At 67.6% G+C, this 23,128-nt stretch carries 19 protein-coding genes; 10 read left to right on the top strand and 9 right to left on the bottom strand.

The window, feature by feature from the left end; translation table 11 throughout:
• Positions 1-432: 432 nt before the first annotated feature.
• From AC1DYK_RS29450 to AC1DYK_RS29465, 4 genes are all read right to left on the bottom strand, one after another.
• Entirely contained in the window at positions 433-1,485 is a 1,053-nt protein-coding gene (locus AC1DYK_RS29450) for a KpsE/RkpR family capsule polysaccharide export protein (protein WP_478169530.1), read from the bottom strand.
• Positions 1,486-1,619: 134 nt separating this feature from the next.
• On the bottom strand, positions 1,620-2,285 hold the full coding sequence (locus tag AC1DYK_RS29455) for an ABC transporter ATP-binding protein (protein WP_478169531.1): 666 nt from the start codon (positions 2,283-2,285) through the stop codon (positions 1,620-1,622).
• Positions 2,282-3,097, bottom strand: a complete 816-nt coding sequence (locus tag AC1DYK_RS29460; RefSeq protein WP_478169532.1) for an ABC transporter permease — start codon at positions 3,095-3,097, stop codon at positions 2,282-2,284. The genes AC1DYK_RS29455 and AC1DYK_RS29460 overlap by 4 nt, the downstream gene beginning before the upstream one ends.
• A gap of 214 nt (positions 3,098-3,311) precedes the next feature.
• The gene (locus AC1DYK_RS29465; RefSeq protein ID WP_478169558.1) at positions 3,312-4,418 is read right to left on the bottom strand and encodes a capsular biosynthesis protein; all 1,107 of its coding nucleotides are present in this window, start codon (positions 4,416-4,418) and stop codon (positions 3,312-3,314) included.
• A gap of 9 nt (positions 4,419-4,427) precedes the next feature.
• Here AC1DYK_RS29465 and AC1DYK_RS29470 point away from each other — a divergent pair, with 9 nt between their 5' ends.
• Complete coding sequence (locus tag AC1DYK_RS29470; protein WP_478169533.1) at positions 4,428-4,682, top strand: hypothetical protein; 255 nt, start codon at positions 4,428-4,430, stop codon at positions 4,680-4,682.
• Between the two features lie 93 nt (positions 4,683-4,775).
• Here the strand turns inward: AC1DYK_RS29470 and AC1DYK_RS29475 are convergent, their stop codons facing one another.
• Positions 4,776-5,975 carry a threonine ammonia-lyase gene (locus AC1DYK_RS29475; RefSeq protein ID WP_478169559.1) on the bottom strand — a complete coding sequence of 400 codons (1,200 nt, stop codon included), beginning with the start codon at positions 5,973-5,975 and terminating at the stop codon, positions 4,776-4,778.
• 120 nt (positions 5,976-6,095) lie between these two features.
• Here AC1DYK_RS29475 and AC1DYK_RS29480 point away from each other — a divergent pair, with 120 nt between their 5' ends.
• Positions 6,096-8,417: an ATP-binding protein gene (locus AC1DYK_RS29480; protein WP_478169534.1), complete on the top strand. Its 2,322-nt coding sequence runs from the start codon at positions 6,096-6,098 to the stop codon at positions 8,415-8,417.
• A gap of 56 nt (positions 8,418-8,473) precedes the next feature.
• Entirely contained in the window at positions 8,474-10,036 is a 1,563-nt protein-coding gene (locus tag AC1DYK_RS29485) for a S41 family peptidase (protein ID WP_478169535.1), read from the top strand.
• Positions 10,037-10,159: 123 nt separating this feature from the next.
• Here AC1DYK_RS29485 and recQ read toward each other — a convergent pair whose 3' ends face one another.
• From recQ to AC1DYK_RS29505, 4 genes are all read right to left on the bottom strand, one after another.
• Positions 10,160-12,052, bottom strand: coding sequence for a DNA helicase RecQ (gene recQ, locus AC1DYK_RS29490; RefSeq protein ID WP_478169560.1), 1,893 nt, complete (start codon positions 12,050-12,052; stop codon positions 10,160-10,162).
• Positions 12,053-12,152: 100 nt separating this feature from the next.
• Positions 12,153-12,614 (bottom strand): PaaI family thioesterase, encoded by a 462-nt coding sequence (locus AC1DYK_RS29495; RefSeq protein WP_478169536.1) that lies wholly within the window; start codon positions 12,612-12,614, stop codon positions 12,153-12,155.
• 63 nt (positions 12,615-12,677) lie between these two features.
• The gene (locus tag AC1DYK_RS29500; RefSeq protein WP_478169537.1) at positions 12,678-13,817 is read right to left on the bottom strand and encodes an acyl-CoA dehydrogenase family protein; all 1,140 of its coding nucleotides are present in this window, start codon (positions 13,815-13,817) and stop codon (positions 12,678-12,680) included.
• Positions 13,814-15,049 carry a CaiB/BaiF CoA transferase family protein gene (locus AC1DYK_RS29505; RefSeq protein ID WP_478169538.1) on the bottom strand — a complete coding sequence of 412 codons (1,236 nt, stop codon included), beginning with the start codon at positions 15,047-15,049 and terminating at the stop codon, positions 13,814-13,816. The genes AC1DYK_RS29500 and AC1DYK_RS29505 overlap by 4 nt, the downstream gene beginning before the upstream one ends.
• 92 nt (positions 15,050-15,141) lie before the next feature.
• Here AC1DYK_RS29505 and AC1DYK_RS29510 point away from each other — a divergent pair, with 92 nt between their 5' ends.
• The 7 genes from AC1DYK_RS29510 (at position 15,142) to hutU (ending at position 23,119) form a co-directional block, all read left to right on the top strand.
• Positions 15,142-16,056 carry a LysR family transcriptional regulator gene (locus AC1DYK_RS29510; protein ID WP_478169539.1) on the top strand — a complete coding sequence of 305 codons (915 nt, stop codon included), beginning with the start codon at positions 15,142-15,144 and terminating at the stop codon, positions 16,054-16,056.
• A gap of 255 nt (positions 16,057-16,311) precedes the next feature.
• Positions 16,312-17,277: an ABC transporter substrate-binding protein gene (locus tag AC1DYK_RS29515; protein WP_478087900.1), complete on the top strand. Its 966-nt coding sequence runs from the start codon at positions 16,312-16,314 to the stop codon at positions 17,275-17,277.
• Positions 17,278-17,310: 33 nt separating this feature from the next.
• A complete protein-coding gene (locus AC1DYK_RS29520) occupies positions 17,311-18,153 on the top strand; it encodes an ABC transporter permease (RefSeq protein ID WP_478169540.1) in 843 nt (280 codons plus the stop codon).
• Positions 18,153-18,932 (top strand): ABC transporter ATP-binding protein, encoded by a 780-nt coding sequence (locus AC1DYK_RS29525; RefSeq protein ID WP_478087896.1) that lies wholly within the window; start codon positions 18,153-18,155, stop codon positions 18,930-18,932. The genes AC1DYK_RS29520 and AC1DYK_RS29525 overlap by 1 nt, the downstream gene beginning before the upstream one ends.
• A gap of 22 nt (positions 18,933-18,954) precedes the next feature.
• Positions 18,955-19,752 (top strand): histidine utilization repressor, encoded by a 798-nt coding sequence (gene hutC, locus AC1DYK_RS29530; protein ID WP_478169541.1) that lies wholly within the window; start codon positions 18,955-18,957, stop codon positions 19,750-19,752.
• 58 nt (positions 19,753-19,810) lie between these two features.
• Positions 19,811-21,361 carry a histidine ammonia-lyase gene (gene hutH / locus AC1DYK_RS29535; RefSeq protein ID WP_478169542.1) on the top strand — a complete coding sequence of 517 codons (1,551 nt, stop codon included), beginning with the start codon at positions 19,811-19,813 and terminating at the stop codon, positions 21,359-21,361.
• A 39-nt stretch (positions 21,362-21,400) separates the two neighbouring features.
• Positions 21,401-23,119 carry a urocanate hydratase gene (gene hutU, locus AC1DYK_RS29540; protein ID WP_478169543.1) on the top strand — a complete coding sequence of 573 codons (1,719 nt, stop codon included), beginning with the start codon at positions 21,401-21,403 and terminating at the stop codon, positions 23,117-23,119.
• Positions 23,120-23,128 lie beyond the last annotated feature (9 nt).

The following is a 23,128-nucleotide window of genomic DNA, read 5'->3' on the forward strand; positions in this document are numbered from 1 at the left end:
GTCTTGGTCTTGAGCCGATCTGCTTCGCGCATCGTCATCGTGATCGTCGCCGTTGATGTCGCCATGGCCGGACCCCAAGCCCAGAACCTGGGTTGGGCGACTTTGCGACATCTGAAATCGGCCAGAACGCGACATTACTAAATCGCTCCTACAGCGTGACGTTGTGAAGATGAACATTCTTCCCGACGAAGAGTCGATTTCCTCGGCCGTCGACCCGAATTGTCACGTTCTTGCAAGCGTAGGGCTCCCGATCAATTTCGATGTGGTCATTGCATTGAGGCGAGATGTTGTTCAGTATGAGCATTGCTACTTCGTTCCAATCTGGGTTGCCGTGGCTTAGGAGGTGGTCAGCACGGGGCTGGCACATCGATAATTGAGATCCACCCAAGCCGATGCGTTGTGCCGAGGGAGTCAGGGGCGAGGCATGCCTCTTCAGTCCCTGTGATCCCGCACGATCGCCAGCAGCAAATGCCCAATTCCCGCAAGCGCCAGCGCGGCCAGCGCAAACACCAGCAGGTTGTAGAGCCGCTCCGGCTGCAGCGGATATTCGGGCAGGTTGGGGCTTTGCAGCACCGAGATCTTCTTGAGCGTGCGGCCCACTTCGATGCGCCCCTTCTCCAGTCCGACCAGCGACGTCCGATAGACGTCCTGCGCGAACGTTGATTCGAGCTCCAGCCGCTGGTATTCCTCGACGCTGCTGTTCAGCGTGCTGCCCTGGGGCGCCGCGAGCCGCTTCTGCTCCGCGGCAAGCTGCCGCTCGAGAGCCCCGATCTGCAGGTCGATCTGCGCGACGTCGGGCGCCTGCGGGCTGAGATAGCCGAGCATCGCGGCCTTCCGTGCCTTGAGTTCGGAAATCTGCCCTTCCAGGCGTGCCGCGATCGCGACCAGGCTCTCGGCCTTCGCTTGCGGGGAGATCAGGCCGGTCTTGTTCTGGAAATCCAGCAGCGCGCGCCGGGCAACCAAGGCGCGCTCGCCGCTTTCTGCAACCTGCTGTTCGAGAAATGCGACTTGCTCGCGTGCCAGGCGGTGGCCCATCTCGTTCATGAAGGCCTCCCCTTCCTCGAGCAGGGCCTTGGCAATGGCCTGCGCGGTGGCGGGGTCGAATGCCTGAGCGCGAATCCGCAGCACGCCGACCATCTCGTCCATCTCGATGCTGACGCGGCGCAGATAGTGCCGCAGGAAGAACTCCTGAGGCGATGTCGCGGACCACATGCGGGACAAGGGATCGCGGGAGCTGTCGCTGTAGTGGCTGCGCAGGTCGAGCCGGGCCTGCAGTTTGTTGAGCATGTCGATCGATCGCAAGTGATCGCGCAGCAGCATCATGTCGCTTTGGCTGCGTCCGCCACTGCCGGTGATCAGGCTGCCCAGATCCACGGATTGACTGGCACTGAAGTCGGTCCGGTCGACCACGACGTGGGCCTCGGACACATAGCGGTCGGATGCCACGAAGCACCAGTACACGGCCGCCAGGAGGATCAGCAACACTGCCGCGCTCAGCAGAGGATGACGCCGCGCTCGCGACAAGAGCGACGTCCTTGGCGTATCCACGGTGGATGGGGAAGTCCCCGCGGCGGAGGAGGCGGAGGTGTCCGGCCTGACGCCGGTCCTCGTGATGTCGGTCATGCTCGAATGCTCTCTTTGTAGTTTGTCAGCGCATCGCCCAGTTCGTCGAACCAATGCGCCTGGCCGTCGTGCAGCCAGATGCCGCTCTGACAGAATTCCCGCAGCGTGCTCTCGCTGTGCGACACCATGATCACGCTGCCATGGCCCGCCAGCTGCTTGAATGCCGTCTGCGCCTTCTTGCGGAAGGCGGCATCGCCGACCGCGGTCAGTTCGTCCACCAGATAGACCTCGAAGTCGAAGGCCAGGCTCATGGCGAACTTCAGCCTGGCCTGCATGCCGCTCGAATAGGTCTTGATGGGCTCGTCGAATGCGTCTCCGATCTCGGCGAAGTTCGCGATGAAATCAAGACGATCCGGAATGTCGGCCTCGTGGCCGAGGATCCGGCAGACGAACCTTGCGTTCTGTCGCCCGGTGAGCGAGCCTTGCAGGCCACCCGCAAGTCCCATCGGCCAGGAAGTGCGACGGTGACGCACGACGCGGCCCTTGGTGGGGGTATCGATGCCGCCGATCAGTCGAAGCAATGTCGACTTGCCTTGGCCGTTGGCGCCGATCAGGCCGACGCCTCGATCTGTCGGAATGCGGAGATTCAGGCCTTGAAGGATCCACTTGCTCTTGCCGTGGTCGGTGCGGTAGCGCTTGTGAACGTCGAGCAACTCGATCATTGCGCGGCCACCTGCACCGCGAAACGGCGATGGAGCAGGAGCCCCGTCAGTGCGAGAGCGACGCCGAACGAGGCCACGTAGCCCTCACTGACTCCCTGCACGACATAGTACCCAGGGAAGAATGCGGATCGGCCCAGTTCCAGGCCATGCATCAGTGGGTTGTAGAGCAGCCATTCCTGCAGCCGAGCCGGCGCCGCCGCCGGGGAGAACAGCACACCGGAAGCAAAATAGAGCGGTGGAAAAACGAAGCCCACGATCTTCTCGACCTCCGGAATCAGGACGTACGCCACGGACAGCGTCAGACCCAGTCCGGTCCCGAGCAGCCACAACAGGAAAAAGGCGCGAAGAGCTCGAAGCGGGTCATGTGGCAGCACGTCGAAGCCGAGCAACGCCGCGCCGGCAAGCAGGACGAAGCTGACGAAGCATTGGATCGTGCCCTCGACCATGGCGCGCACCAGGACCGCATCGATCGGCAGGACCTGGCGATAAACAAGCAAGCCCCGGTTCGCGGAGAGGGCGGACGCGCTTCGCCGCGATGTGTTCGTGAACAGCTGGAAGCCGAGCAGTCCCAGTGCCAGGAAGAGGGCGAAGTCCGCCCCCGCCAGGCTGCGCTGGCGCAGCGTCGAGAACAGAAGCATCAATAGTGCAATGTGCGCGACGGGTTGCATCAACAGCCAGACCCAGCCGTGGCGCTGCGACGAGACGCGCGACAACGCCTCGCGCATGAACAGCGCCCGCCATACCGAGAACGTGATTTCGAGCGAGCTGCGGCGCGTCCGGTCCGAAGTTGCGAGTAGAGAAGGGGGAGTCAATCGGCGACCTCGCGGTCGGAGCGGATGCGCGTCAAGTCCATGACGAACATGAACGGCTTCCTGGATTAGGGCGGGACTGGTTGGAGTCGCTGAATTGAATGTTCATCGAAGATTGGCTCGATATTTTATGCAAATGCAATTGCCGAATATTCGCAATTAGTTGCGCGAATCTTCTATATCCAAAGCGGAAGAATTCGCTGTTTGGCTCAAGCGTTCAGGCCGACGTTGTGCGTGAAGAACTGCGATGCCGCGCGCGCTGATTCGAGCGGGTGCTTTGGGTGGAATTCGAAAGCGGCATGGCCAGACCCTTGAGTTGCACCCGTCTTTGGGCGGGCGGCGGCAGAGCGCCCCAGTCGGTCGCATGCCAAGTGGAAGCTGCTTCGCGGACCCGTGCCGGCGTGCGCCTGTAGAAGCTCCCGTTGAGCTGGCTCCGTGCCACCAGGTAACTGACAAATCGTTTCAGCAGGCGCTTGTTCGGCGCGCATTTCGAGGCCTCGCGCCAGAACGCATCGAGCGAGCCTTGATGGCACAGGCCCCGCATGTTGAAGATCGCATCGCCCAAGGCCTTCACGGGCACGTGATGGTTGAGGGCCTGCAGTCCCGTCGTGCTGTTGACCACCACCACGCCGCGCGCGAGCTTCAGCAGCGTCGGCAGATGCTGGTCATGAATGTAGAAGCACCGGTTCGCAATGCCGTGCTCGCGCGCCAGACGCCTGATCAGGCCCGTGTAATCCGTATAGCCCCGGCTCATCGGATGATGCTTGATCACCAGCGCGGTATCCACCGGCGCATGCCGCGCGAAGGAGCCGAGTACCTCCTCGACGAACTCTTCCACCGAGTCGAACTTCGAATGCACGAAGATCTGCGCGTCATTGAAGACCTGCAGCGGCACGAGGAAGAACTTCTTGGCCCACTCATTGCACAGGCGCTCCAGCGTGCCGCGCTGGAGTGCGCGGTATTTGAGCTTGCGCCAAGCCGAGCGCACCCAGGGCCAAGCCTCGGTCAGGGCCAGCGTACGGTGATGCACGTAGCGCGGAAACCACGGTTTTCCCAGACTGCCGATCGAGAAGTACAGGAACGCCCACAGAGCCATGTGCCAATAGGTGTTGCCCGGCTCCGTGCGCCGCGGACGGCTCGCCTCGGGCTGGTCCAGGTAGAACTCGGGGGAACGCGGCACCTGCGAATGGCCATTCACGCCGTGGCGCTCGAAGGTCATGTAGTGAGGGCGCAGGTAGCCCTCCTCGAACACGCCCACTTCCAGCCCGCGCCGCTCGGCGATCTCGTGTGCGGCCACATGGATCGGCCGGCAGTCGCCGAACATCAGCAGCACGTGGATGTCCAGTCGCTCGAGGAGCGCTTCCAGCCAGGCCGGCCAATCGGCCATGTCGCCATGGAACGAAAACGCCGGCCGCCGATAGAACAGGCAATCCCCGGCATTGAAGTTGACCTTGAATACCGTGGCCCCTGCGATTTCCAGGTCGTGCGCGAGACGACTGAAAAAAGGCCCGACCGGGCCTTGCAACAAGAGGACGCCTTTTCCTCGGAAGGCGTGGATTCCGCGTTCGATCATGCGCCGCGAGACTAAGGCCGAAGCCTTGCGACGTAGCGCATCCTTCTGCGAGTTGGCCTTTTCCGGCGCCCGAATCGGAAAAAGCCGATCCGAAGGCCCGGCCGGCGCTCAGCGTTGTTCCACCGCCTCGAACCCCGCCTCCCGTAAGGCCTCCAGCACCGCCGCTAAATGCTCCCGCCCACGCGTCTGCAGCACCAGTTCCACATCCACGTTCTGCGCCGCCAGCATGGTGAAGGCCCGTTGGTGGTGCACCTCGTCGATGTTGGCGCCCGCTTCCGCGACGGTGGCCGTGATATGGGCCAGTGAGCCCGGAACGTCGCGCGCGCTGACCCGCACGCGGGCGAGGCGGCCGGCGCGCACCATGCCGCGCTCGATGATGGCGGCCAGCAGCAGCGGGTCGATGTTGCCGCCCGACAGCACGAGGCCGACGCGCTGCCCCCGGAACTGTTCGGGGTGCCGGATCAGCGCCGCGAGCCCGGCCGCACCTGCCCCCTCGACCAGCGTCTTCTCGATTTCGAGCAGCATCAGCACCGCTTGCTCGATGTCCCCCTCGTCCACGAGCAGCAGGTCGTCCACCTCCCGGGCGATGATCTCGCGGGTCAGGACCCCCGGCGTGCCGACAGCGATGCCCTCGGCGATGGTGCTGGTGCCCTGGGGATGGTGGGTGCCCCGCACCGCATTCACCATCGCCGGGAAGCGCGAGGTCTGGACACCCACGACGCGAATGCCCGGCCGGCGCGCCTTGGCGGCCACCGCCATGCCGGCGATCAGCCCGCCGCCGCCGACCGACACCACCAGCACATCCAGGTCGGGCACCGCATCCAGCATTTCGAGCGCCACCGTGCCCTGGCCGGCGATGATCGCCTCGTCGTCGTAGGGATGGACGAAGGCCAGCCCCTCGCGCTCGGCCAGCGCCAGTGCGTGCGCGCGCGCGGCGTCCAGCGTGTCGCCATGCAGCACCACCTCGGCGCCGAAGCCGCGCGTGCGTTCGATCTTGACGCCGGGCGTGAAGCGCGGCATCACGATCAGCGCCCGCAGCCCCAGGCGCTGGGCGTGGTAGGCCACGCCCTGGGCATGGTTGCCGGCCGACATGGCGATCACCCCGCTGACGCCGCTTTCCGAAAGATCGACCAATTTGTTACAAGCGCCGCGTTCCTTGAACGAGGCGGTGAACTGCAGGTTCTCGAACTTGAGGAAGACCTGGGCACCGACGATCTCGGACAGGGTGCGCGATTCGACACAGGGCGTGTCCAGCACTTGCCCGTGGAGGCGCCGGGCTGCGCGTTCGATAGCTTCGATTCCAATCATCGGGAGAATTGTGGACGGAATTGCAACAACAAGGTATTTCGCGTCCGCAGGCTTCCCCAAGCCAAAACTCTGCGCTATGGTCGCGTCCAGATTCACCTTCTCCTAGCTGGAGGTTGTCCGATGGTCAAGCGTTCCGGTGTCGATGTGGTGGCCGCGGCTTCGCGCGGCCATGCATTGCCATCGCCCGGACTCAAGGAAGCGCCGGTGCTCGAACTCATGTGTTCGCACTTCGTGCTGACTCTCGCGGCCAAGCAGGGCCCGCGCTTCAACGTGCGCCGGGACCTCAACGGGCTGCTGTCCCTGACCGGCCGCCACCTGGTCTGGCCGCTGCCGGTGCTGCAGCGGCTGCGCGAGTTTCTGGTGCGGCGTTGCGTCGGCAACGAGATCTGGAAGGGCGTCGAGGCCTATGACGGCCGCACGCTGCTCGATCGCCATGGCGTCTGGCGCGGGCCCTACGAGGAAGGCACGCTGTTTTTCTACCTCGACGAATACGCCAAGGACCAGCCCAAGGACCTGCTGTCCGTGCTGTCGGTGACGCGCGACTGGCTCACCCATGCGCTGCGCAAGCAGTCGACCCTGGTCGAGAAGAACATCGACGCGCTGGCCGGCCTGCTGCAGCTCAACAAGGCCGAGCGCGCGCTGCTGCTCTACGGCACGCTGGCGCGCTACCAGCGCGACCTGCGCTCGCTGCTGGTCGAGTTCAAGGTCAACAACGCGCCCGAGGCCTATGCCGCGATCGCCGAAGTGGCCGGGGTCAGCGCCAGCGAGGTCGGCGAGGCGCTGCGCGCCGGGTCCCGGCTGGAGCGCATCGGGCTGGTCGAGAACCTGATCTCCGAGCACAACATCACCGACCTGGCAGATCTCATGAAGGTCAGCGAGAAGCTGCCGCCGGTGCTGATGCGCGAGTACCGCGATCGCAACGAGCTGATGGCGGTGTTCACGCGGCCGTCGGCCAAGAGCGCGCTGTCGGTCCATGATTTTTCATTCGTGCTGGACGATACGCAGATGCTGGTCACCCTGCTGCGCGCGGCGGTCGGGCGCAAGGAGCCGGGCGTCAACGTGCTGCTTTACGGTCCTCCGGGCACCGGCAAGACCGAGCTTGCCAAGGTGGTCGCGCAGGCCGCGGGGCTGGAGCTGTTCGAGGTCGAGTACGCCGACCGCGACGGCAACTCGCTGTCGGGCCGCGATCGCTACCGCTCGCTGCAGATCGCGCAGGTGTTCCTGAAGGGCAGCGAGCAGGCGGCCCTGCTGTTCGACGAGGTCGAGGACGTGTTCCCGCCGATCAGCACCGAGGCGGCGCAACTCATGGCGCGCGCCGAGCAGATCCCGTCCCCCACCAGCGGCAGCGTGAGCGGCAAGGCCTGGGTCAACCAGATCCTCGAAACGAACGCGGTGCCGACGCTCTGGGTCACCAACCGGATCGAGCAGATCGATCCGGCCTTCCGGCGCCGCTTCGCCTACCACCTGGAGCTCAAGTCGCCGCCGCCCGGCGCCCGCGAGCAACTGGTGCGCAAGACGCTCGAAGGCGTGGCGGTGTCCGAAGCCTTCACCGCCAAGCTGGCCGGGCGCAAGGGCCTGACGCCGGCGCAGATCCGGACCGCGGTGCGTTTCGCCGAACTGGCGATGACCGACGGAGGGTCCGTCGAAAGCCTGATCGAGCGCCAGCTCAAGAATGCCGATCTCGCGCTCGGCACGGCCGATGGGCTGGGCGCGCGCCGCAGCGTCACCACGTATGACCTCGAGATGCTCAACGTCGAGACCCGCTTCGAGATCCCGCGCATCGTCGAGGCGCTCAAGGCGCGCGGCCATGGCACCATGTGCTTCTACGGCGCGCCCGGCACCGGCAAGACGGCGCTGGCGGAGCACATCGCCAAGGCGATCGGGCGGCCGCTGATCATCAAGCAGGCGAGCGACCTGATGAGCAAGTACGTCGGCGAGACCGAGCAGAACATGGCGGCCATGTTCAAGGAAGCCGAAGCCGAGAAGGCCGTGCTGCTGCTCGACGAGGCCGACAGCTTCCTGCAGGACCGCCGCGGGGCCCAGCGCACCTATGAAGTGACCGAGGTCAACGAGATGCTGCAGGGCATGGAGCGCTTCGACGGCATCTTCGTCTGCACCACCAACCTGCTCGACCGGCTCGACCAGGCCGCGCTGCGCCGCTTCACCTTCAAGATCAAGTTCATGCCGCTGACCGGCGAGCAGCGCGAGCGGATGTTCGTGACCGAGGCGCTGGCCGGCGATGCGAGCCTGATCACCAGCGAGATCAAGCTGCGGCTGGCCAGGCTGCCGCAGCTGTGCCCGGGTGATTTCGCGGCCGTCAAACGCCAGACCGACATCCTGGCGGTCGAGTTCTCGGCCGCCGAGTTCCTGGACCAGCTCGATGCAGAGCACCGGATCAAGCCCGAAGTGCGCGAGTCGCGCGGGATGGGCTTCGTCCAGTAGACACCAACACAGAAAGAGCGCCGGATTTCTTCCGCGCGCGCGAGGGAGCGTGATCGATGAGGGGTGGCCGGAAGATGGGCGCGGGTCGTCGCGCCATGGGTGCCGCAGCGCTGGCTGTGGCGGCATTGCTCGGTGCATGCGGTGGGGGCGGAGGTGGCGGCGCGACGTTGCCACCGGCTGCGCTGTCGGCGCCCACACCCGCGGCGCCGGGCGACGATCCGATCGTGGCTTCCGCCAGCGTCGCCGGCCAGTGCGCCGCGCCGCGCTTCGGCGTCGACCCGGACACCGGGGCCGCCTTCCCTGACCGCAGCGGTTCGCTCGCCACCGAGAAGCGCTGGGTCCGCGCGTGGATCGACGAAACCTACCTCTGGTTCGCCGAGGTGCCGGCCACGCTCGCGGCCGCGGACTACACCACGCCGATCGCGTATTTCGGCGTGCTCAAGACGCCGAACCTGACCGCCTCAGGCAAGCCCAGGGACCGCTTTCATTTCACAGCCGACACGGCGGACTATCGAGCGCTGTCGCAGAGCGGTGTCGAGGTCGGCTACGGGCTCGAACTGGCCTTCCTGAGCGCCGCGCCGCCGCGCGACATTCGCGTCGCCTTCGCCGAACCCGGGTCGCCTGCGGCGCAGGCGACGATCGAGCGCGGCCTCAAGCTGGTCGAGATCGACGGCATCGACGTCGTGGCCGGTGCCGACGTCGGCGGACTCAACGCCGGGCTGAGGCCGGCGCGCGAAGGCGAGACCCATAGCTTCAGGCTGCAGGCGGCCGATGGCAGCCGTCGCCTGGTGAGCCTGACCTCGGCCCGCATCTCGCGCACGCCGGTGCAGAGCGTGCAGGCGATCCGCACCGCCAGCGGCCCGGTCGGCTACCTGCTCTTCAACGACCACCTCGCGACCGCCGAATCGCAGCTGATCGCGGCCGTCGACCAGCTCAAGGCGGCGTCGATCTCCGACCTGGTGATCGACATGCGCTACAACGGCGGCGGGCTGCTCGACGTGGCCAGCGAACTGGCCTACATGGTCGGCACCCCCGGGGCCACCAGCGGCACGGTGTTCGAGCGGCTGCAGTTCAACAGCAAGAATCCGTTTCGCCTGGCCCTGCAGCAGACGATCATTCCGTTCCACGCGACCACGCGCGGTCTCTCGACCGCTGCGGGGCAGCCCCTGCCGCAACTGGGCCTGTCGCGCGTCACGGTGCTCACGGGGCCGGACACCTGCTCGGCCAGCGAATCGCTCGTCAACAGCCTGCGCGGCGTGGGCATCGTGGTGAACCTGGTCGGCGGCGCGACCTGCGGCAAGCCCTATGGCTTCTATCCGCAGGACAACTGCGGCACGACGTATTTCGCGATCCAGTTCCAGGGTGTGAACCAACAGGGTTTCGGCGACTACGGCGACGGCTTCGCGCCGACCTGCGCGGTGGCGGACGACTTCGGCCACGCGCTGGGCGATCCGGCGGAAGCCCGGCTGGCGGCCGCGCTGACCTTGCGCAGCACCGGTGCCTGCCCAGCGGCGGCGGCGAGCAAGGCCGAGGTCGCGCTCGGCAAGGCCGAGGCCGCCGGCATTCCCTACCTGGTGCGCTCGCCGCTGCGCGAAAACCGCATCGTCGCTCGCCCATAGCTCGGCCGGCGCAGCCAGGCCCGTTGGTGAAACACCGCGGAACCGGCTTGGCCGGGCCGCTGGTGTTGCCCCCGGTAGGGGGGGGCGCCCGGACACGAAGTGCCGGGCAACCTGGGGGCGAGCTCAGAACGCGCTGCAGACGCGCAGGACGTCATCGCCGTAGGCTTCAAGTTTTTTGCTGCCGATGCCGCTGATGCCCTGCAGGTCCTCGAGCGTGGCCGGTGCGCGTTCGGCGATCGCGGCCAGCGTGGCGTCGTGGAAGATCACGTAGGCCGGCAGGTTGTGCTCGCGCGCGACTTCGGCGCGCCAGGCCTTGAGTGCCGTGAAGCGGGCCTGGCCGGACGCGTCGAGCGCTGCGGAGGCGGGCGAGGGCGCGCCGCGAACCGACTTCTCGCGCCGCGGCTTGCGCTCGGCCGGCGAGGAGACCGACTCGCGCAGCATCACCTGGGTCTCGCCCTTGAGCACGGCGCGCGAGCCGTCGGTGAGCTGCAGGGTGTTGTAGGCCTGGGCGTCGACCGACAGGGCGCCGGTGGCGATCAGCTGGCGCAGCACGCCGCGCAATTGCGCTTCGCTGAACTCCGCGCCGATGCCGAAGGTGCTGACGCTCTCATGCCCGAACTGCTTGACCTTCTCGGTCGCCTTGCCGCGCAGGATGTCCATGATGTGACCGGCACCGAAGCTGATACCGCTTTGCTGCTGCACGCGATAGATGGTCGACAGCAGCTTGCGCGCCGCATCGGTGCCGTCCCAGACCCGGGGCGGCGTGATGCAGTTGTCGCAATTCCCGCAGGGCGTGCTCTTCTCGCCGAAATAGCCCAGCAGCCGCACGCGCCGGCAATCGCTGGCTTCGGCCAGCGACAGCAGGGCGTCGAGCTTGCCGCGCATCACCTGCTTGAACTCCTCGCCGGCCGGGCTCTCGTCGATCATGCGGCGCTGGTTCACCACGTCCTGCAGGCCGTAGGCCATCCAGGCATCGGCCGCCGCGCCGTCGCGGCCGGCGCGGCCGGTCTCCTGGTAGTAGCCCTCGATGTTCTTCGGCATGTCGAGGTGGGCGACGAAGCGCACGTCGGGCTTGTCGATGCCCATGCCGAAGGCGATGGTGGCCACCATCACGATGCCCTCGTCGCGCAGGAAGCGGTCCTGGTGCTTCTGCCGCACCGCGGCATCGAGACCCGCGTGATAGGGCAGGGCGTTGACGCCGGCATCGCGCAGGGTCTGGGCCACGTCCTCGACCCGTTTGCGCGATTGGCAATAGACCACGCCCGCATCGCCCTCGTGCTCGCGCTCGATGAAGCGCATCAGCTGCGTGGTGGCTTCCTTCTTCTCGACGATGGTGTAGCGGATGTTGGGCCGGTCGAAGCTCGAGACGAACTGGCGCGCCTCTTCGAGCTGCAGCCGCTCGACGATGTCGGCCCGCGTGAGCGCATCGGCCGTGGCCGTGAGCGCGATGCGCGGCACGCCGGCATAGCGTTCGTGCAGCACCGTCAGCGCACGGTATTCGGGCCGGAAGTCGTGGCCCCACTGGCTCACGCAATGGGCTTCGTCGATCGCGAACAGCGCCAGCTTGCCGCGCTCCCTGAGCGAATCCAGCTGCGACAGGAAGCGCGGCGTGTTGACACGCTCGGGCGCCGCATACAGCAGGGTGATCTCGCCGCGCAGCATGCGGCGCTCCACGTCCTGGGTCTGCTCCCAGTCGAGCGTCGAATTGAGGAAGGCGGCGTCGACGCCGGCTTCGTGCAGCGCGCCGACCTGGTCGTGCATCAGCGCGATCAGCGGCGACACCACCACGGTCACGCCGTGGCCCGCACGCTGGCGGGCGATGGCGGGGATCTGGTAGCACAGCGACTTGCCGCCGCCCGTGGGCATCAGCACCAGCGCGTCGCCGCCGGCCACGACGTGATCGACGATCGCCTGCTGGGGACCGCGGAACTGCGCGTAGCCGAAGATCTCGTGGAGGATCAGCTGCGGATCGTCGGCGCCGGACGAAGGCGCGAGCGCGGAGACGGAAGAGGCGATGGGCAAGGCGGACACGGTTCGGCGGTGGATGAAGGGCGGCCCACCAGCCTCATGGCGGCGAGCCGGACGTCATTGTCGCTTGGCGGCGCGCCCGCGGCCGTCAGGATTGGATGTTTTCGCGGCCGAAAACGGCCATCAGCGTGCAGGCCATGGTGGCCACCAGCTTCTCGCGGCCCTCGTCGATCGCGTAGGCATGGCCCTCGCAGACCGTGACCGTGCGGCCCGGCTTGACCACGCTGCCGACCATGCGGAAGGTCTGGCCCTTGGCGGGCGCGAGCAGGTTGATCTTGTATTCGATGGTCAGCACCGCGGCGTCGGCCGGCATCAGCGTGAAGCCGGCGTAGCCGCAGGCCGAATCGAGTGCGGCCGCCACCATGCCGGCGTGCAGGAAGCCGTGCTGCTGGGTCAGGCCTGCGGCCCAGTCGAGTTCGATCGCCACGCGGCCCGGCGCGATCTCGTCCAGCCGCGCGCCGATGGTGGCCATGGCGCCCTGGCGCTCGAAGCTCTGGCGCACGCGCTGCGCATAGTCGGGGTCCTGGGCGATGAAGGAAGTGGCTGCCATGAGGTAATTGACGTTTACGTAAAGGTCAATTATGGGATGGCTGCCCGCATCGGGCAAGCAAGCTCAGCCCAGCACGATGCGCGCAATGATGTTGCGCTGGATCTCCGACGAGCCCTCGTAGATGCGCAGGATGCGCGCATCGCGCACGTAGCGCTCGAGCGGCATCTCGCGCGTGAAGCCGTAGCCGCCGTGGATCTGCAGCGCTGTGTCGGCCACGAAGGCCACCATTTCGGACGCATGGAGCTTGGCCATGGCGGATTGCAGCGTGAAGGGCTCGCCGGCCGTGCGCAGTGCCAGGGCCTGCATCGTGAGGCCCCACGAGGCTTCGAGCCGCATCTTCATGTCGGCCAGCATCCACTGGATGCCCTGCTTGCCGGCCAGCGGCTCGCCGCCGATCTGCCGATCGCGGGCCCAGGCCACAGCCGCCGCCAGCGCGGCTTCGGCGATGCCGAGCGAGGTCGCGGCGACGTCGAGGCGGCTGTTGTCGAGCACCTTCATGGCGGTTCTGAAGCCGCTGCCTTCGTCGCCGAGGCGATTCGCGAGCGGGACGCTCACCGACTCGAAGGCGACCTCGAAGGCATGGCCGCCGCGGATGCCCATCAGCTTTTCGGGCGACGAGATGCGCACGCCCGGCAGGTCGGTGTCGACGATGAAGGCGCTGACGCCGCGCGCGCCGGCCGTGGCGTCGGTCTTGGCGAACACCACCAGGAACTTCGCCTCGGCCGCGTTCGAGATGAAGTGCTTGACGCCGTCGATGCGGTAGTGGTCGCCGTCGCGCACGGCGCGCGTACGCAGGTCGGCCGGGTGCGAGCCGCCGCGCGGTTCGGTGAGCGCGAAGCCGGCCAGCCACTCGCCGCTGGCGGCGCGCGGCAGGTAGCGCGCGCGCTGCGTATCGTCGCCGCCGATCAGCACGGCGTCGGTGCCCAGGTAGTGGGCGCCGATCATCGAGGAGGTCGCGGCGCAGGCGCGCGAGATCTCGACCAGGGACAGCAGCATCGCCGTCGGCGACACGCCGGGGCCGCCCCAGCGCTCGGGCAGGTTCATGCCCATCACGCCGAGCGCTGCGAGCTGCGGCACATGGCAGGTCGCCGAGCGCTCCTCCTCGTCGATGGCGCGCGCGAGCGGCGCGACGGCCTCGGCCGCATAGCGCGCGACCGCATCGGCCAGGGCCTGGTCTTCTTCGGTGACGCCGAGTCGTGTCATGTCGTTTCCTTGAGTGGTGAAGAGGAGGTCGCCGGGACGCCGAAGGCGCCGGCTTCGCGCAACTCGGCGAGCTTGTCGAGGCCGCAGCCCAGCAGGCTGGCGAGCAGTTCGTCGGTGTGTTCGCCGAGCGCGGGCGCGCGTGCGCTGCGGTTGGGTGCGGCGCCGTTGAAGCGCACCGGTTGCGTCGGCAGGCGCAGGCCGGGCAGGCGATCGTCGTTTACCTCGCGCAGCAGTTCGCGCGCCTGGGCCTGCGGGGATTCCAGCGCCTGCGCGATGTTCCAGATCGGCGCGGCGGGCACGCCCGCGGCGTCGAGCCGGCGCACGACTTCCTCGACCGGATGCGCGCCGGCCCAGTCCTCGATCAGGCTGCGCAACGCCGGCTCCTGCTCGGAGCGCAGCGCGTCGGTGGTGAAGCGCGGGTCCTGCACGAGTGTGGGGAGCTCCATCGCGACGGCCATCGCATCGAACAGTTTCTTGTTGAGCACCGCCAGCGCGAAGTGGCCGTCGTGCGCGCGATAGACGCCGAAGGGCGCCGACAGGGGGTGCCGGTTGCCGACCCGCCGCGCCGGCTTGCCGGTGAAGAGATAGCGCGCCATGGAGGTTGCGAGAAAGCTCAGCGTGGTGTCGAACATCGCGACGTCGACGTGCTGTCCGCGACCGGTGCGCTGGGTCTGCAGCAGCGCGGCCAGCGTGGCCCAGGAGGCGAACAGGCCGGCCACCACATCCGACACCGCCTCGCCGACCAGCGTGGGCGGGCCTTCGGGGTCGCCGGTCGCCTCCATCAGGCCGCTCATGGCCTGCACGATGATGTCGTAGGCCGGGCGATGGGCATAGGGGCCGGTCTGGCCGAAGCCCGAGACGCTCACATAGACCAGCTTCGGATTCAGCCGCGCGAGCGACTCGGGACCGATGCCGAGCCGCTCGGCCACGCCCGGGCGGAAGTTCTCGACCACCACGTCGGCGCGGGCCGCGAGTTCGCGCACCAGCCGCACCGCATCGGGATGTTTCAGGTCGAGCACCATGCTCTTCTTGTTGCGGTTCATCGCCGTGAAGAGCGCGCTCTGGCCGCTCTTCATCGGCCCGATGGCGCGGTAGTCGTCGCCCTGCGGCGGTTCGATCTTGATCACCTCGGCGCCCAGGTCGGCCAGCAGAGCGGTGGACAAGGGCCCGGCGAGCACGCGGGTGAAGTCGAGGATGCGGATGCCGTCGAGCGGACGGGCGGAGGCTGTCATGGCGGGGTCCTTTCGTGACCGGAAGGTCGCCATGGTCGGCCTCCATTGAATCAATTGAAAATACTCATCATTGATGTCTTGGATCAAGAAAAATGATTCACCTGAACCTTCGCCAGCTCGAATACTTCGTCGCCGCGGCCCGGCATGGCGGCGCCGCCCGCGCGGCCGAGGCGCTCAGCGTCTCGCAGCCGTCGATCTCCAAGGCCATCGCCGATCTCGAGGAACTCTGGGGCGAACCGCTGTTCGTCCGGCTGCACGCGCGCGGGCTCGAGTTGACTTCGGCCGGTGCGCTGCGCCATCGGGAGGCGCATGCACTGCTCGAGCAGGCGCGCACGCTGGCCGCGCCGCGCTCGGGCGAGCTGGCCGGCCTGCTGCGCGTCGGCTGCCTGAGCACCCTGGCGCCGCGCTGGCTGCCGGACATGCTGGCCCGCATGGCGGCGGACTGCCCGGCGATCGAGGTGCAGCTGGTCGAAGGCGATACCGAGACGCTCACGCGAATGCTGGAGCGCGGCGCGCTCGATGTCGCGCTGATGTACGACCTCGGCCTGGCGCGCGGCGTGCGGCTCGAGCCCGTGATGCAGCTGCGCCCCTACGCGCTGCTGCCGTGGGGGCACCGGCTGGCAAGGGCCACGAGCCTGCGCATCGCCGACCTTGCGCGCGAGCCGCTGGTGCTGATCAACCTGCCGCACAGCCGCGAGTACTTTCTTTCGCTGTTCCGCGATGCCGGCGTCATGCCGCGGATCGCGCACGAGAGCGCTTCGCTCGAAATGGTCCGCTCGCTGGTGGCGAACGGGCTCGGCGTCTCCTTGCTGACGACGCGGCCGCTGCGCGACCAGGCCTATGACGGCAAGCGCATCGCCTGCCGGCGGCTGCGCGGCCAGCTCGCGCTGCAGTCGGTGGTGCTGGCCTATCCGCCGCCGGGGAGCTTCGCTTCGCCGCTGGCCGAGCCCTTCGCGGCGGTCGTGCAGGCCAGCGTTTCGAGGCAGGCCGATGCCCTGACCCGCTAGCCGCTTCATCTGGCACGTCGTTTGCTTATCCTCATCCATTCGCCGCCGCCAGACCCTGTCTAGACAGCGTTTGGTGCATGAAACCGCTTTCGCGCCCTGACAAGGGGCCAAGCGGCTCTTGATCCGGACCGCAATTCCGGGTTAACCTGTATATACAGGTGCATCGCGGGGAATGAAACTCGGCCGCACTGCTGGAGTTCGCGTTTTTCGCGTCGCCGGCGAGCCGAAATTTTGAAACGCAACAGGAGAACCTGAATGGTCAAGACGGTAGCAAAGATCGCCTCGCTGATGGCGGCAGGTGCGTGCATCGCGGGCATGGCGACCAGCGCCCACGCACAAGACACCAAGATCACCCTCGGCATGTCGGGCTGGACCGGCTTCGCGCCGCTGACGCTGGCCGACAAGGCCGGGATCTTCAAGAAGAACGGCCTGGAGGTCGACCTGCGCATGATCCCGCAGAAGGACCGCCACCTGGCGCTGGCCTCCGGCGCGATCCAGTGCGCGGCCACCACGGTCGAGACGCACGTGGCCTGGAACGCCAACGGCGTGCCGATCGTGCAGATCTTCCAGATGGACAAGTCCTACGGCGCCGACGGCATCGCGGTGCGCAACGACGTCAAGAGCTTCGCCGACCTCAAGGGCAAGGCCATCGGCGTCAGCGCCCCGGGCACCGCGCCGTACTTCGGCCTGGCCTGGATGCTCAGCAAGAACGGCATGTCCATGAAGGACGTCAAGCTGGTCTCGCTCGAGCCCCAGCCCGCCGCCCAGGCCTTCGTGGCCGGCCAGAACGACGCGGCCATGACCTACGAGCCCTACCTCTCGACCGTGCGCGCCAACCCCACCGCCGGCAAGATTCTCGCCACCACGCTCGACTACCCGATGGTGATGGACACCGTGGGCTGCGCCCCGACCTGGCTCAAGTCCAACGCCAAGGCAGCCCAGGCGCTGGCGAATTCGTACTTCGAGGCCCTCGACATGATCAAGACCGACCCGGCCAAGGCGAACGAAATCATGGGCGCGGCGGTCAAGCAGACCGGCGAGCAGTTCGCGAAGTCGTCGGCCAACCTGCGCTGGTCGGACAAGGCGGCCAACCAGAAGTTCTTCGCCAACGACATCGTGCCGTTCATGAAGGACGCGCAGGCGATCCTGCTGGAGTCCGGCGTGATCCGCAAGGCGCCCGACGACCTCAACGCCACCTTCGACACCAGCTTCATCAAGTAACGGACGCCATCGATCATGAGCGCGACGCCTGTCATGAACTCAACCAATCCGGTGATCCCCGGCGCCTCGGCCACGCCAGCAGAGCCACGCCGGCGCCGCGCGCTGGCGCCACTCGAGCCCGTCAGCGCGCGGGCGCGCTGGCTGCTCGGCGTCGGCTTCTTCGTGCTCTTCGTGGTGGTCTGGGCCTTGTTCACGCTCGGCGGCTTCGTCTCGCCGACCTTCCTGGCCAGCCCGGTCACGATGGTCAAGGAGGCCGTGCTGCTCTTCACCGAGTACAACTTCAGCCACGACATCGGCATGACCGTCTGGCGCGTGTTCGGCGGCTTCGTGCTGGCGACCGTAGTGGCGGTGCCGCTGGGCATCGCGATGGGCACGTGGAAGAGCGTCGAGGCCTTCTTCGAGCCCTTCGTCTCGTTCTGCCGCTACCTGCCGGCCTCGGCCTTCATTCCGCTGCTGATCCTGTGGGCCGGCATCGGCGAAACGCAGAAGCTGCTGGTGATCTTCATCGGCTCGGTGTTCCAGATCACGCTGATGGTGGCGGTCACGGTGGGCAGCGCGCGGCGCGACCTGGTCGAAGCCGCCTACACGCTGGGTGCCAACAGCCGCGGCATCGTCGCCCGGGTGTTGATCCCGGGTGCCGCGCCCGGGATCGCCGAGACGCTGCGCCTGGTGCTCGGCTGGGCCTGGACCTATGTCATCGTCGCCGAGCTGATCGGATCTTCTTCCGGCATCGGCCACATGATCACCGACAGCCAGGCGCTGCTCAACACCGGGCAGATCATCTTCGGGATCATCGTGATCGGCATCATCGGGCTCATCTCCGACTTCGCCTTCAAGGCCCTCAACCGCCGTCTCTTCGCCTGGAGCACCCTGTGATGAATCAGCTGTCCATTCGCGGTGTCTCGCGCACCTTCACCGGCACGCGCGGCCAGAGCACGCAGGCGCTGCTGCCGGTCGACTTCGAGGTGCGCGAGAACGACTTCGTCACCATCCTCGGCCCCTCGGGCTGCGGCAAGTCGACCTTGCTGCGCATCGTGGCCGGACTCGACTACCCGACCGGAGGGCGCGTGCTGCTTGATGGCCAGACCATCGAGGGCCCGGGCGCCGATCGCGGCGTGGTGTTCCAGAGCTACACGCTGTTCCCCTGGCTCACCATTGCGCAGAACATCCGCTTCGGCCTGCGCGAGCGCGGCATGAGCGAGGCCGACCAGAAGGAGCGCAGCGACTTCTTCATCGCCAAGGTCGGCCTGCGCGGCTTCGAGAACCACTTTCCCAAGCAGTTGTCGGGCGGCATGCAGCAGCGCACCGCGATCGCCCGCGCACTCGCCAACGACCCCAAGATCCTGCTGCTCGACGAGCCCTTCGGTGCGCTCGACAACCAGACCCGCGTGCTGATGCAGGAACTGCTGCTGGGCATCTGGGAGTCGGCCCGCAAGACCGTGCTGTTCGTCACGCACGACATCGACGAGGCGATCTTCATGGCCAACCGCGTCGCGGTGTTCAGCGCCCGGCCCGGCCGCATCAAGACCGAGATCGCGGTGGACTTCCCGCATCCGCGCCATTACACGATCAAGACCTCGCCCGAGTTCATGGAGATCAAGGCGCGCCTGACCGAAGAGATCCGCGCCGAGTCCATGGCCGCCGCCGAGCATTGATCCACGCCGCACGAAAGACCGCATGACAGCCGCCAGCCTTCGCAAAGCCACCGACGCCCGTCGCAGCGCGCATCCGCGCGCCGCGGCCTCGACGTCCCCCGCGCTGGCGCTGTACGAGCAGATCAAGGCCTTCATCACGCACAAGATCCAGGACGGCTCCTGGAGCGCCGGCCACCGCCTGCCGTCGGAGAGCGAGCTGGTGGCGCAATTCGGTGTCGCGCGCATGACGGTCAACCGCGCGCTGCGCGAGCTGGTCGAGCAGGGGCGCATCGTGCGGGTGGCTGGCGTCGGCAGCTTCGTGGCCGAGGACAGGCCGCAGTCGACCCTGCTGCAGATCGCCAACATCGCCAGCGAGATCCGCGAACGCGGCCACGACTATCGCTGCGAATTCCTGGCCGCCGAGCGCGTCGCCGCCTCGCCCGACGTGGCGGTCTGGCTCGACCTGCGGCCCGGCGAGTCGGTCTTCCATACGGTCTGCCTGCACCTGGAGAACGAAACCCCGGTGCAGCTCGAGGATCGCTATGTCAACCCGCGCGTGGTGCCGGATTTTCTCGAGCAGGATTTCTCGCTCGTCCCTCCGAGCGAGTACCTGGTGCGCAACGTGCCGTTCGACCAGATCGAGCATGTGGTCGATGCCGTGCTGCCGACCTCCGAGCAGGCCGAGCGCCTGGACATGCCGGTGACCGACCCCTGCCTGCTGCTCACGCGCCGCACCTGGACCCGTACCCTGCCGGTGACGGTGGTGCGCTGCCTGCATCCCGCCTCGCGCTACCGGCTCGGCAGCCGCTTCCGCGCCGACGGCAATCCCTCTTTCGGCTGAGCGCGCACGCCGCTCTTCGCCTTTCGCACGAACCTACTTGTATAGACAGGAGAAACCCATGAACACCACCCCCCTCGGCTCCGCACCGATCGTCCTCGCGCCCGGCGACGTCGACCTTGCCACGTTGCGCCGCGTGCATGCCGGCGGCGTGCAGCTGTCGCTCGACCCGTCGGCCCGCGCCGGCCTGCTGGCGGCCCAGGCCACGGTGCGCCGCATCGTCGAGGCGGGCGAGGTGGTCTACGGCATCAACACCGGCTTCGGCAAGCTGGCGCAGACCACCATCCCGCCCGAGCGGCTGGCCGAACTGCAGCGCAACCTGGTGCTGTCGCACAGCGCGGGCACCGGCGAGCCGCTGGCCGCGGGCGTGGTGCGGCTGGTGCTCGCGACCAAGGCCGTGAGCCTGGCGCGCGGGCATTCGGGCGTGCGGCCCGAGATCGTCGACGCGCTGCTCGCGCTGTCGAACGCCGGCTTGCTGCCGCGCATCCCGTCGAAGGGGTCGGTCGGGGCATCGGGCGACCTGGCGCCGCTGGCGCACCTGGCCTGCGTGCTGATCGGCGAGGGCGAGGTCACGGCGCCCGATGGCGAAGTCATCAATGGCACCGACGCGCTGGCACGCATCGGCCTCGCACCCTTCGTCCTCGGCCCCAAGGAAGGACTGGCGCTGCTCAACGGCACCCAGGTGTCGACCGCGCTGGCGCTGGCCGGCCTGTTCGGCGCCGAGGACGTGTTCGCGGCCGGCCTGATGGCGGGTGCGCTGTCGCTGGAAGCCATCCAGGGATCGATCAAGCCCTTCGACGCCCGCATCCACGCCGCGCGCGGCCAGCCCGGCCAGATGGCGGTGGCCGGGGCGGTGCGTGCACTGCTCGAAGGCAGCGAGATCCTGCCGTCCCATGCCGACTGCGGCCGGGTGCAGGACCCGTACTCGATCCGCTGCGTGCCGCAGGTGATGGGCGCGTGCCTGGACAACCTCGCGCATGCGGCGCGCGTGCTGCGCATCGAGGCCAATGCGGCTTCGGACAACCCGCTGGTGTTCGACAACGGCGACGTGATCTCGGGCGGCAACTTCCACGCCGAACCGGTGGCCTTCGCGGCCGACATCATCGCGCTCTCGGTGGCCGAGATCGGCGCCATCTCCGAGCGCCGGATGGCGCTGCTGCTCGACAGCGGCCTGTCGGGCCTGCCGCCGTTCCTGGTGCGCGACGGCGGCGTCAACTCCGGCTTCATGATCGCGCAGGTCACGGCCGCGGCGCTGGCGTCGGAGAACAAGTCGCTCGCCCATCCGGCCAGCGTCGACAGCCTGCCGACCTCGGCCAACCAGGAAGACCATGTGTCGATGGCCACCTTCGCGGGCCGCCGGCTCGGCGAGATGGTCGAGAACACCGCGGTCGTCGTCGGCATCGAGGCGATGGCTGCGGCGCAGGGCATCGAGCTGAAAAGAGGGCTGAAGAGCTCGCCGCTGCTCGAAGCCGAATTCGCCAGCATCCGCGAGCGCGTCGCCTTCATCGAACAGGACCGTTTCCTCGCACCGTCCATCGAAGCCATGCGCCTGTGGGCACGCCAGGGCCAATGGCCCGAAGCCGTGCAAGCCATCCTGCCCAGCCACGCCTGAATCTCTTCCATCCGAACCGACATCGAAAGGAACACCGCCATGAACGCACCCGACAAATTCCTCGCCCAGTCCGCCGACCCCCGCCATGACGCAAGCCGCGTGATCCGCGCGCCGCGCGGCAGCACGCTCAACTGCAAGAGCTGGCTCACCGAAGCCGCGTTCCGCATGCTGCAGAACAACCTGGACCCGGAAGTCGCCGAGCGCCCGCAGGACCTCGTGGTGTACGGTGGCATCGGCCGCGCCGCGCGCGACTGGGCCTCGTTCGACCAGATCCTGGCGTCGCTGAAGGCGCTGAACGACGACGAGACGCTCTTGATCCAGTCGGGCAAGCCCGTGGGCGTCTTCAAGACCCACGAGAACGCGCCGCGCGTGCTGCTCGCCAATTCGAACCTGGTGCCGAAATGGGCCACCTGGGAGCACTTCAGCGAGCTTGACCGCAAGGGCCTGATGATGTACGGCCAGATGACCGCCGGCAGCTGGATCTACATCGGCAGCCAGGGCATCGTGCAGGGCACCTTCGAGACCTTCGTCGAGGCCGGCCGCCAGCACTACAACAACGACCTCGCGGGCAAGTGGATCCTGACCGCCGGCCTGGGCGGCATGGGCGGCGCGCAGCCGCTGGCCGCGACGCTGGCGGGCGCGGTGTCGCTCAACATCGAATGCCAGCAGGCCAGCATCGACTTTCGCCTGCGCACGCGCTACCTCGACAAGCAGGCCAAGGACATCGACGATGCGATCGCGCTGATCCGGCAGCACACGGCGGCCCGGGAGGCGGTGTCGATCGGCCTGCTGGGCAACGCGGCCGAGATCCTGCCCGAGCTCGTGAAGCGCGCCCAGGCCGGCGGCCTCAAGCCCGACCTGGTGACCGACCAGACCTCCGCGCACGACCTCGCCAGCGGCTACCTGCCGATCGGCTGGACCCTGGCGCAGTGGGAAGCCGCCAAGGCCGACCCGACCCAGCACCCGACGCTGCGCCAGGCGGCCGCCAAGTCCTGCGCGGTGCACGTGCAGGCCATGCTCGACTTCCAGGCGATGGGGATCCCGACCGTCGACTACGGCAACAACATCCGCCAGGTCGCGTTCGACGAAGGCGTGAAGAACGCCTTCGACTTCCCGGGCTTCGTGCCGGCCTACATTCGGCCGCTGTTCTGCGAGGGCAAGGGTCCGTTCCGCTGGGTCGCGCTCTCGGGCGACCCGGAGGACATCTACAAGACCGACGCCAAGATCAAGGAGCTGTTCCCCGACAACAAGCACACGCACCGCTGGCTGGACATGGCGCGCGAGCGCATCGCCTTCCAGGGCCTGCCGGCGCGCATCTGCTGGCTGGGACTGGGCGAGCGCGAGAAGGCCGGGCTGGCCTTCAACGAGATGGTGAAGTCGGGCGAGCTCAAGGGCCCGATCGTGATCGGGCGCGACCACCTGGACACCGGCTCGGTGGCGAGCCCGAACCGGGAAACGGAAAGCATGAAGGACGGCAGCGACGCGGTGTCGGACTGGCCGCTGCTCAACGCGCTGCTGAACACCGCGGGCGGCGCGACCTGGGTCAGCCTGCACCATGGCGGCGGCGTGGGCATGGGCTACTCGCAGCATTCGGGCGTGGTGATCGTGGCCGACGGCACCGAGGCGGCGGCCCAGCGCCTCGCGCGCGTGCTGTGGAACGACCCCGCCACCGGCGTGATGCGCCATGCCGATGCCGGCTACGACATCGCGATCGCAACGGCGAAGAAGCAGGGCCTCAACCTGCCGATGATCAAGTAGGCCGCGCGA

It is taken from the genome of Variovorax sp. P2_H12 (assembly GCF_056403395.1).

Bases quoted from the DNA above. Each gene is read 5' to 3' on its own strand.
- AC1DYK_RS29465 (WP_478169558.1), bottom strand. From the start codon at position 4,418: ATGTTCGGCGACTGCCGGCCGATCCATGTGGCCGCACACGAGATCGCC.
- AC1DYK_RS29505 (WP_478169538.1), bottom strand. From the start codon at position 15,049: ATGACAGCCTCCGCCCGTCCGCTCGACGGCATCCGCATCCTCGACTTC.
- AC1DYK_RS29510 (WP_478169539.1), top strand. From the start codon at position 15,142: ATGATTCACCTGAACCTTCGCCAGCTCGAATACTTCGTCGCCGCGGCC.
- hutH (WP_478169542.1), top strand. From the start codon at position 19,811: ATGAACACCACCCCCCTCGGCTCCGCACCGATCGTCCTCGCGCCCGGC.
- hutC (WP_478169541.1), top strand. From the start codon at position 18,955: ATGACAGCCGCCAGCCTTCGCAAAGCCACCGACGCCCGTCGCAGCGCG.
- AC1DYK_RS29525 (WP_478087896.1), top strand. From the start codon at position 18,153: ATGAATCAGCTGTCCATTCGCGGTGTCTCGCGCACCTTCACCGGCACG.
- AC1DYK_RS29520 (WP_478169540.1), top strand. From the start codon at position 17,311: ATGAACTCAACCAATCCGGTGATCCCCGGCGCCTCGGCCACGCCAGCA.
- AC1DYK_RS29455 (WP_478169531.1), bottom strand. From the start codon at position 2,285: ATGATCGAGTTGCTCGACGTTCACAAGCGCTACCGCACCGACCACGGC.
- AC1DYK_RS29515 (WP_478087900.1), top strand. From the start codon at position 16,312: ATGGTCAAGACGGTAGCAAAGATCGCCTCGCTGATGGCGGCAGGTGCG.
- AC1DYK_RS29485 (WP_478169535.1), top strand. From the start codon at position 8,474: ATGAGGGGTGGCCGGAAGATGGGCGCGGGTCGTCGCGCCATGGGTGCC.
- hutU (WP_478169543.1), top strand. From the start codon at position 21,401: ATGAACGCACCCGACAAATTCCTCGCCCAGTCCGCCGACCCCCGCCAT.
- AC1DYK_RS29500 (WP_478169537.1), bottom strand. From the start codon at position 13,817: ATGACACGACTCGGCGTCACCGAAGAAGACCAGGCCCTGGCCGATGCG.
- AC1DYK_RS29475 (WP_478169559.1), bottom strand. From the start codon at position 5,975: ATGATTGGAATCGAAGCTATCGAACGCGCAGCCCGGCGCCTCCACGGG.
- AC1DYK_RS29480 (WP_478169534.1), top strand. From the start codon at position 6,096: ATGGTCAAGCGTTCCGGTGTCGATGTGGTGGCCGCGGCTTCGCGCGGC.
- AC1DYK_RS29495 (WP_478169536.1), bottom strand. From the start codon at position 12,614: ATGGCAGCCACTTCCTTCATCGCCCAGGACCCCGACTATGCGCAGCGC.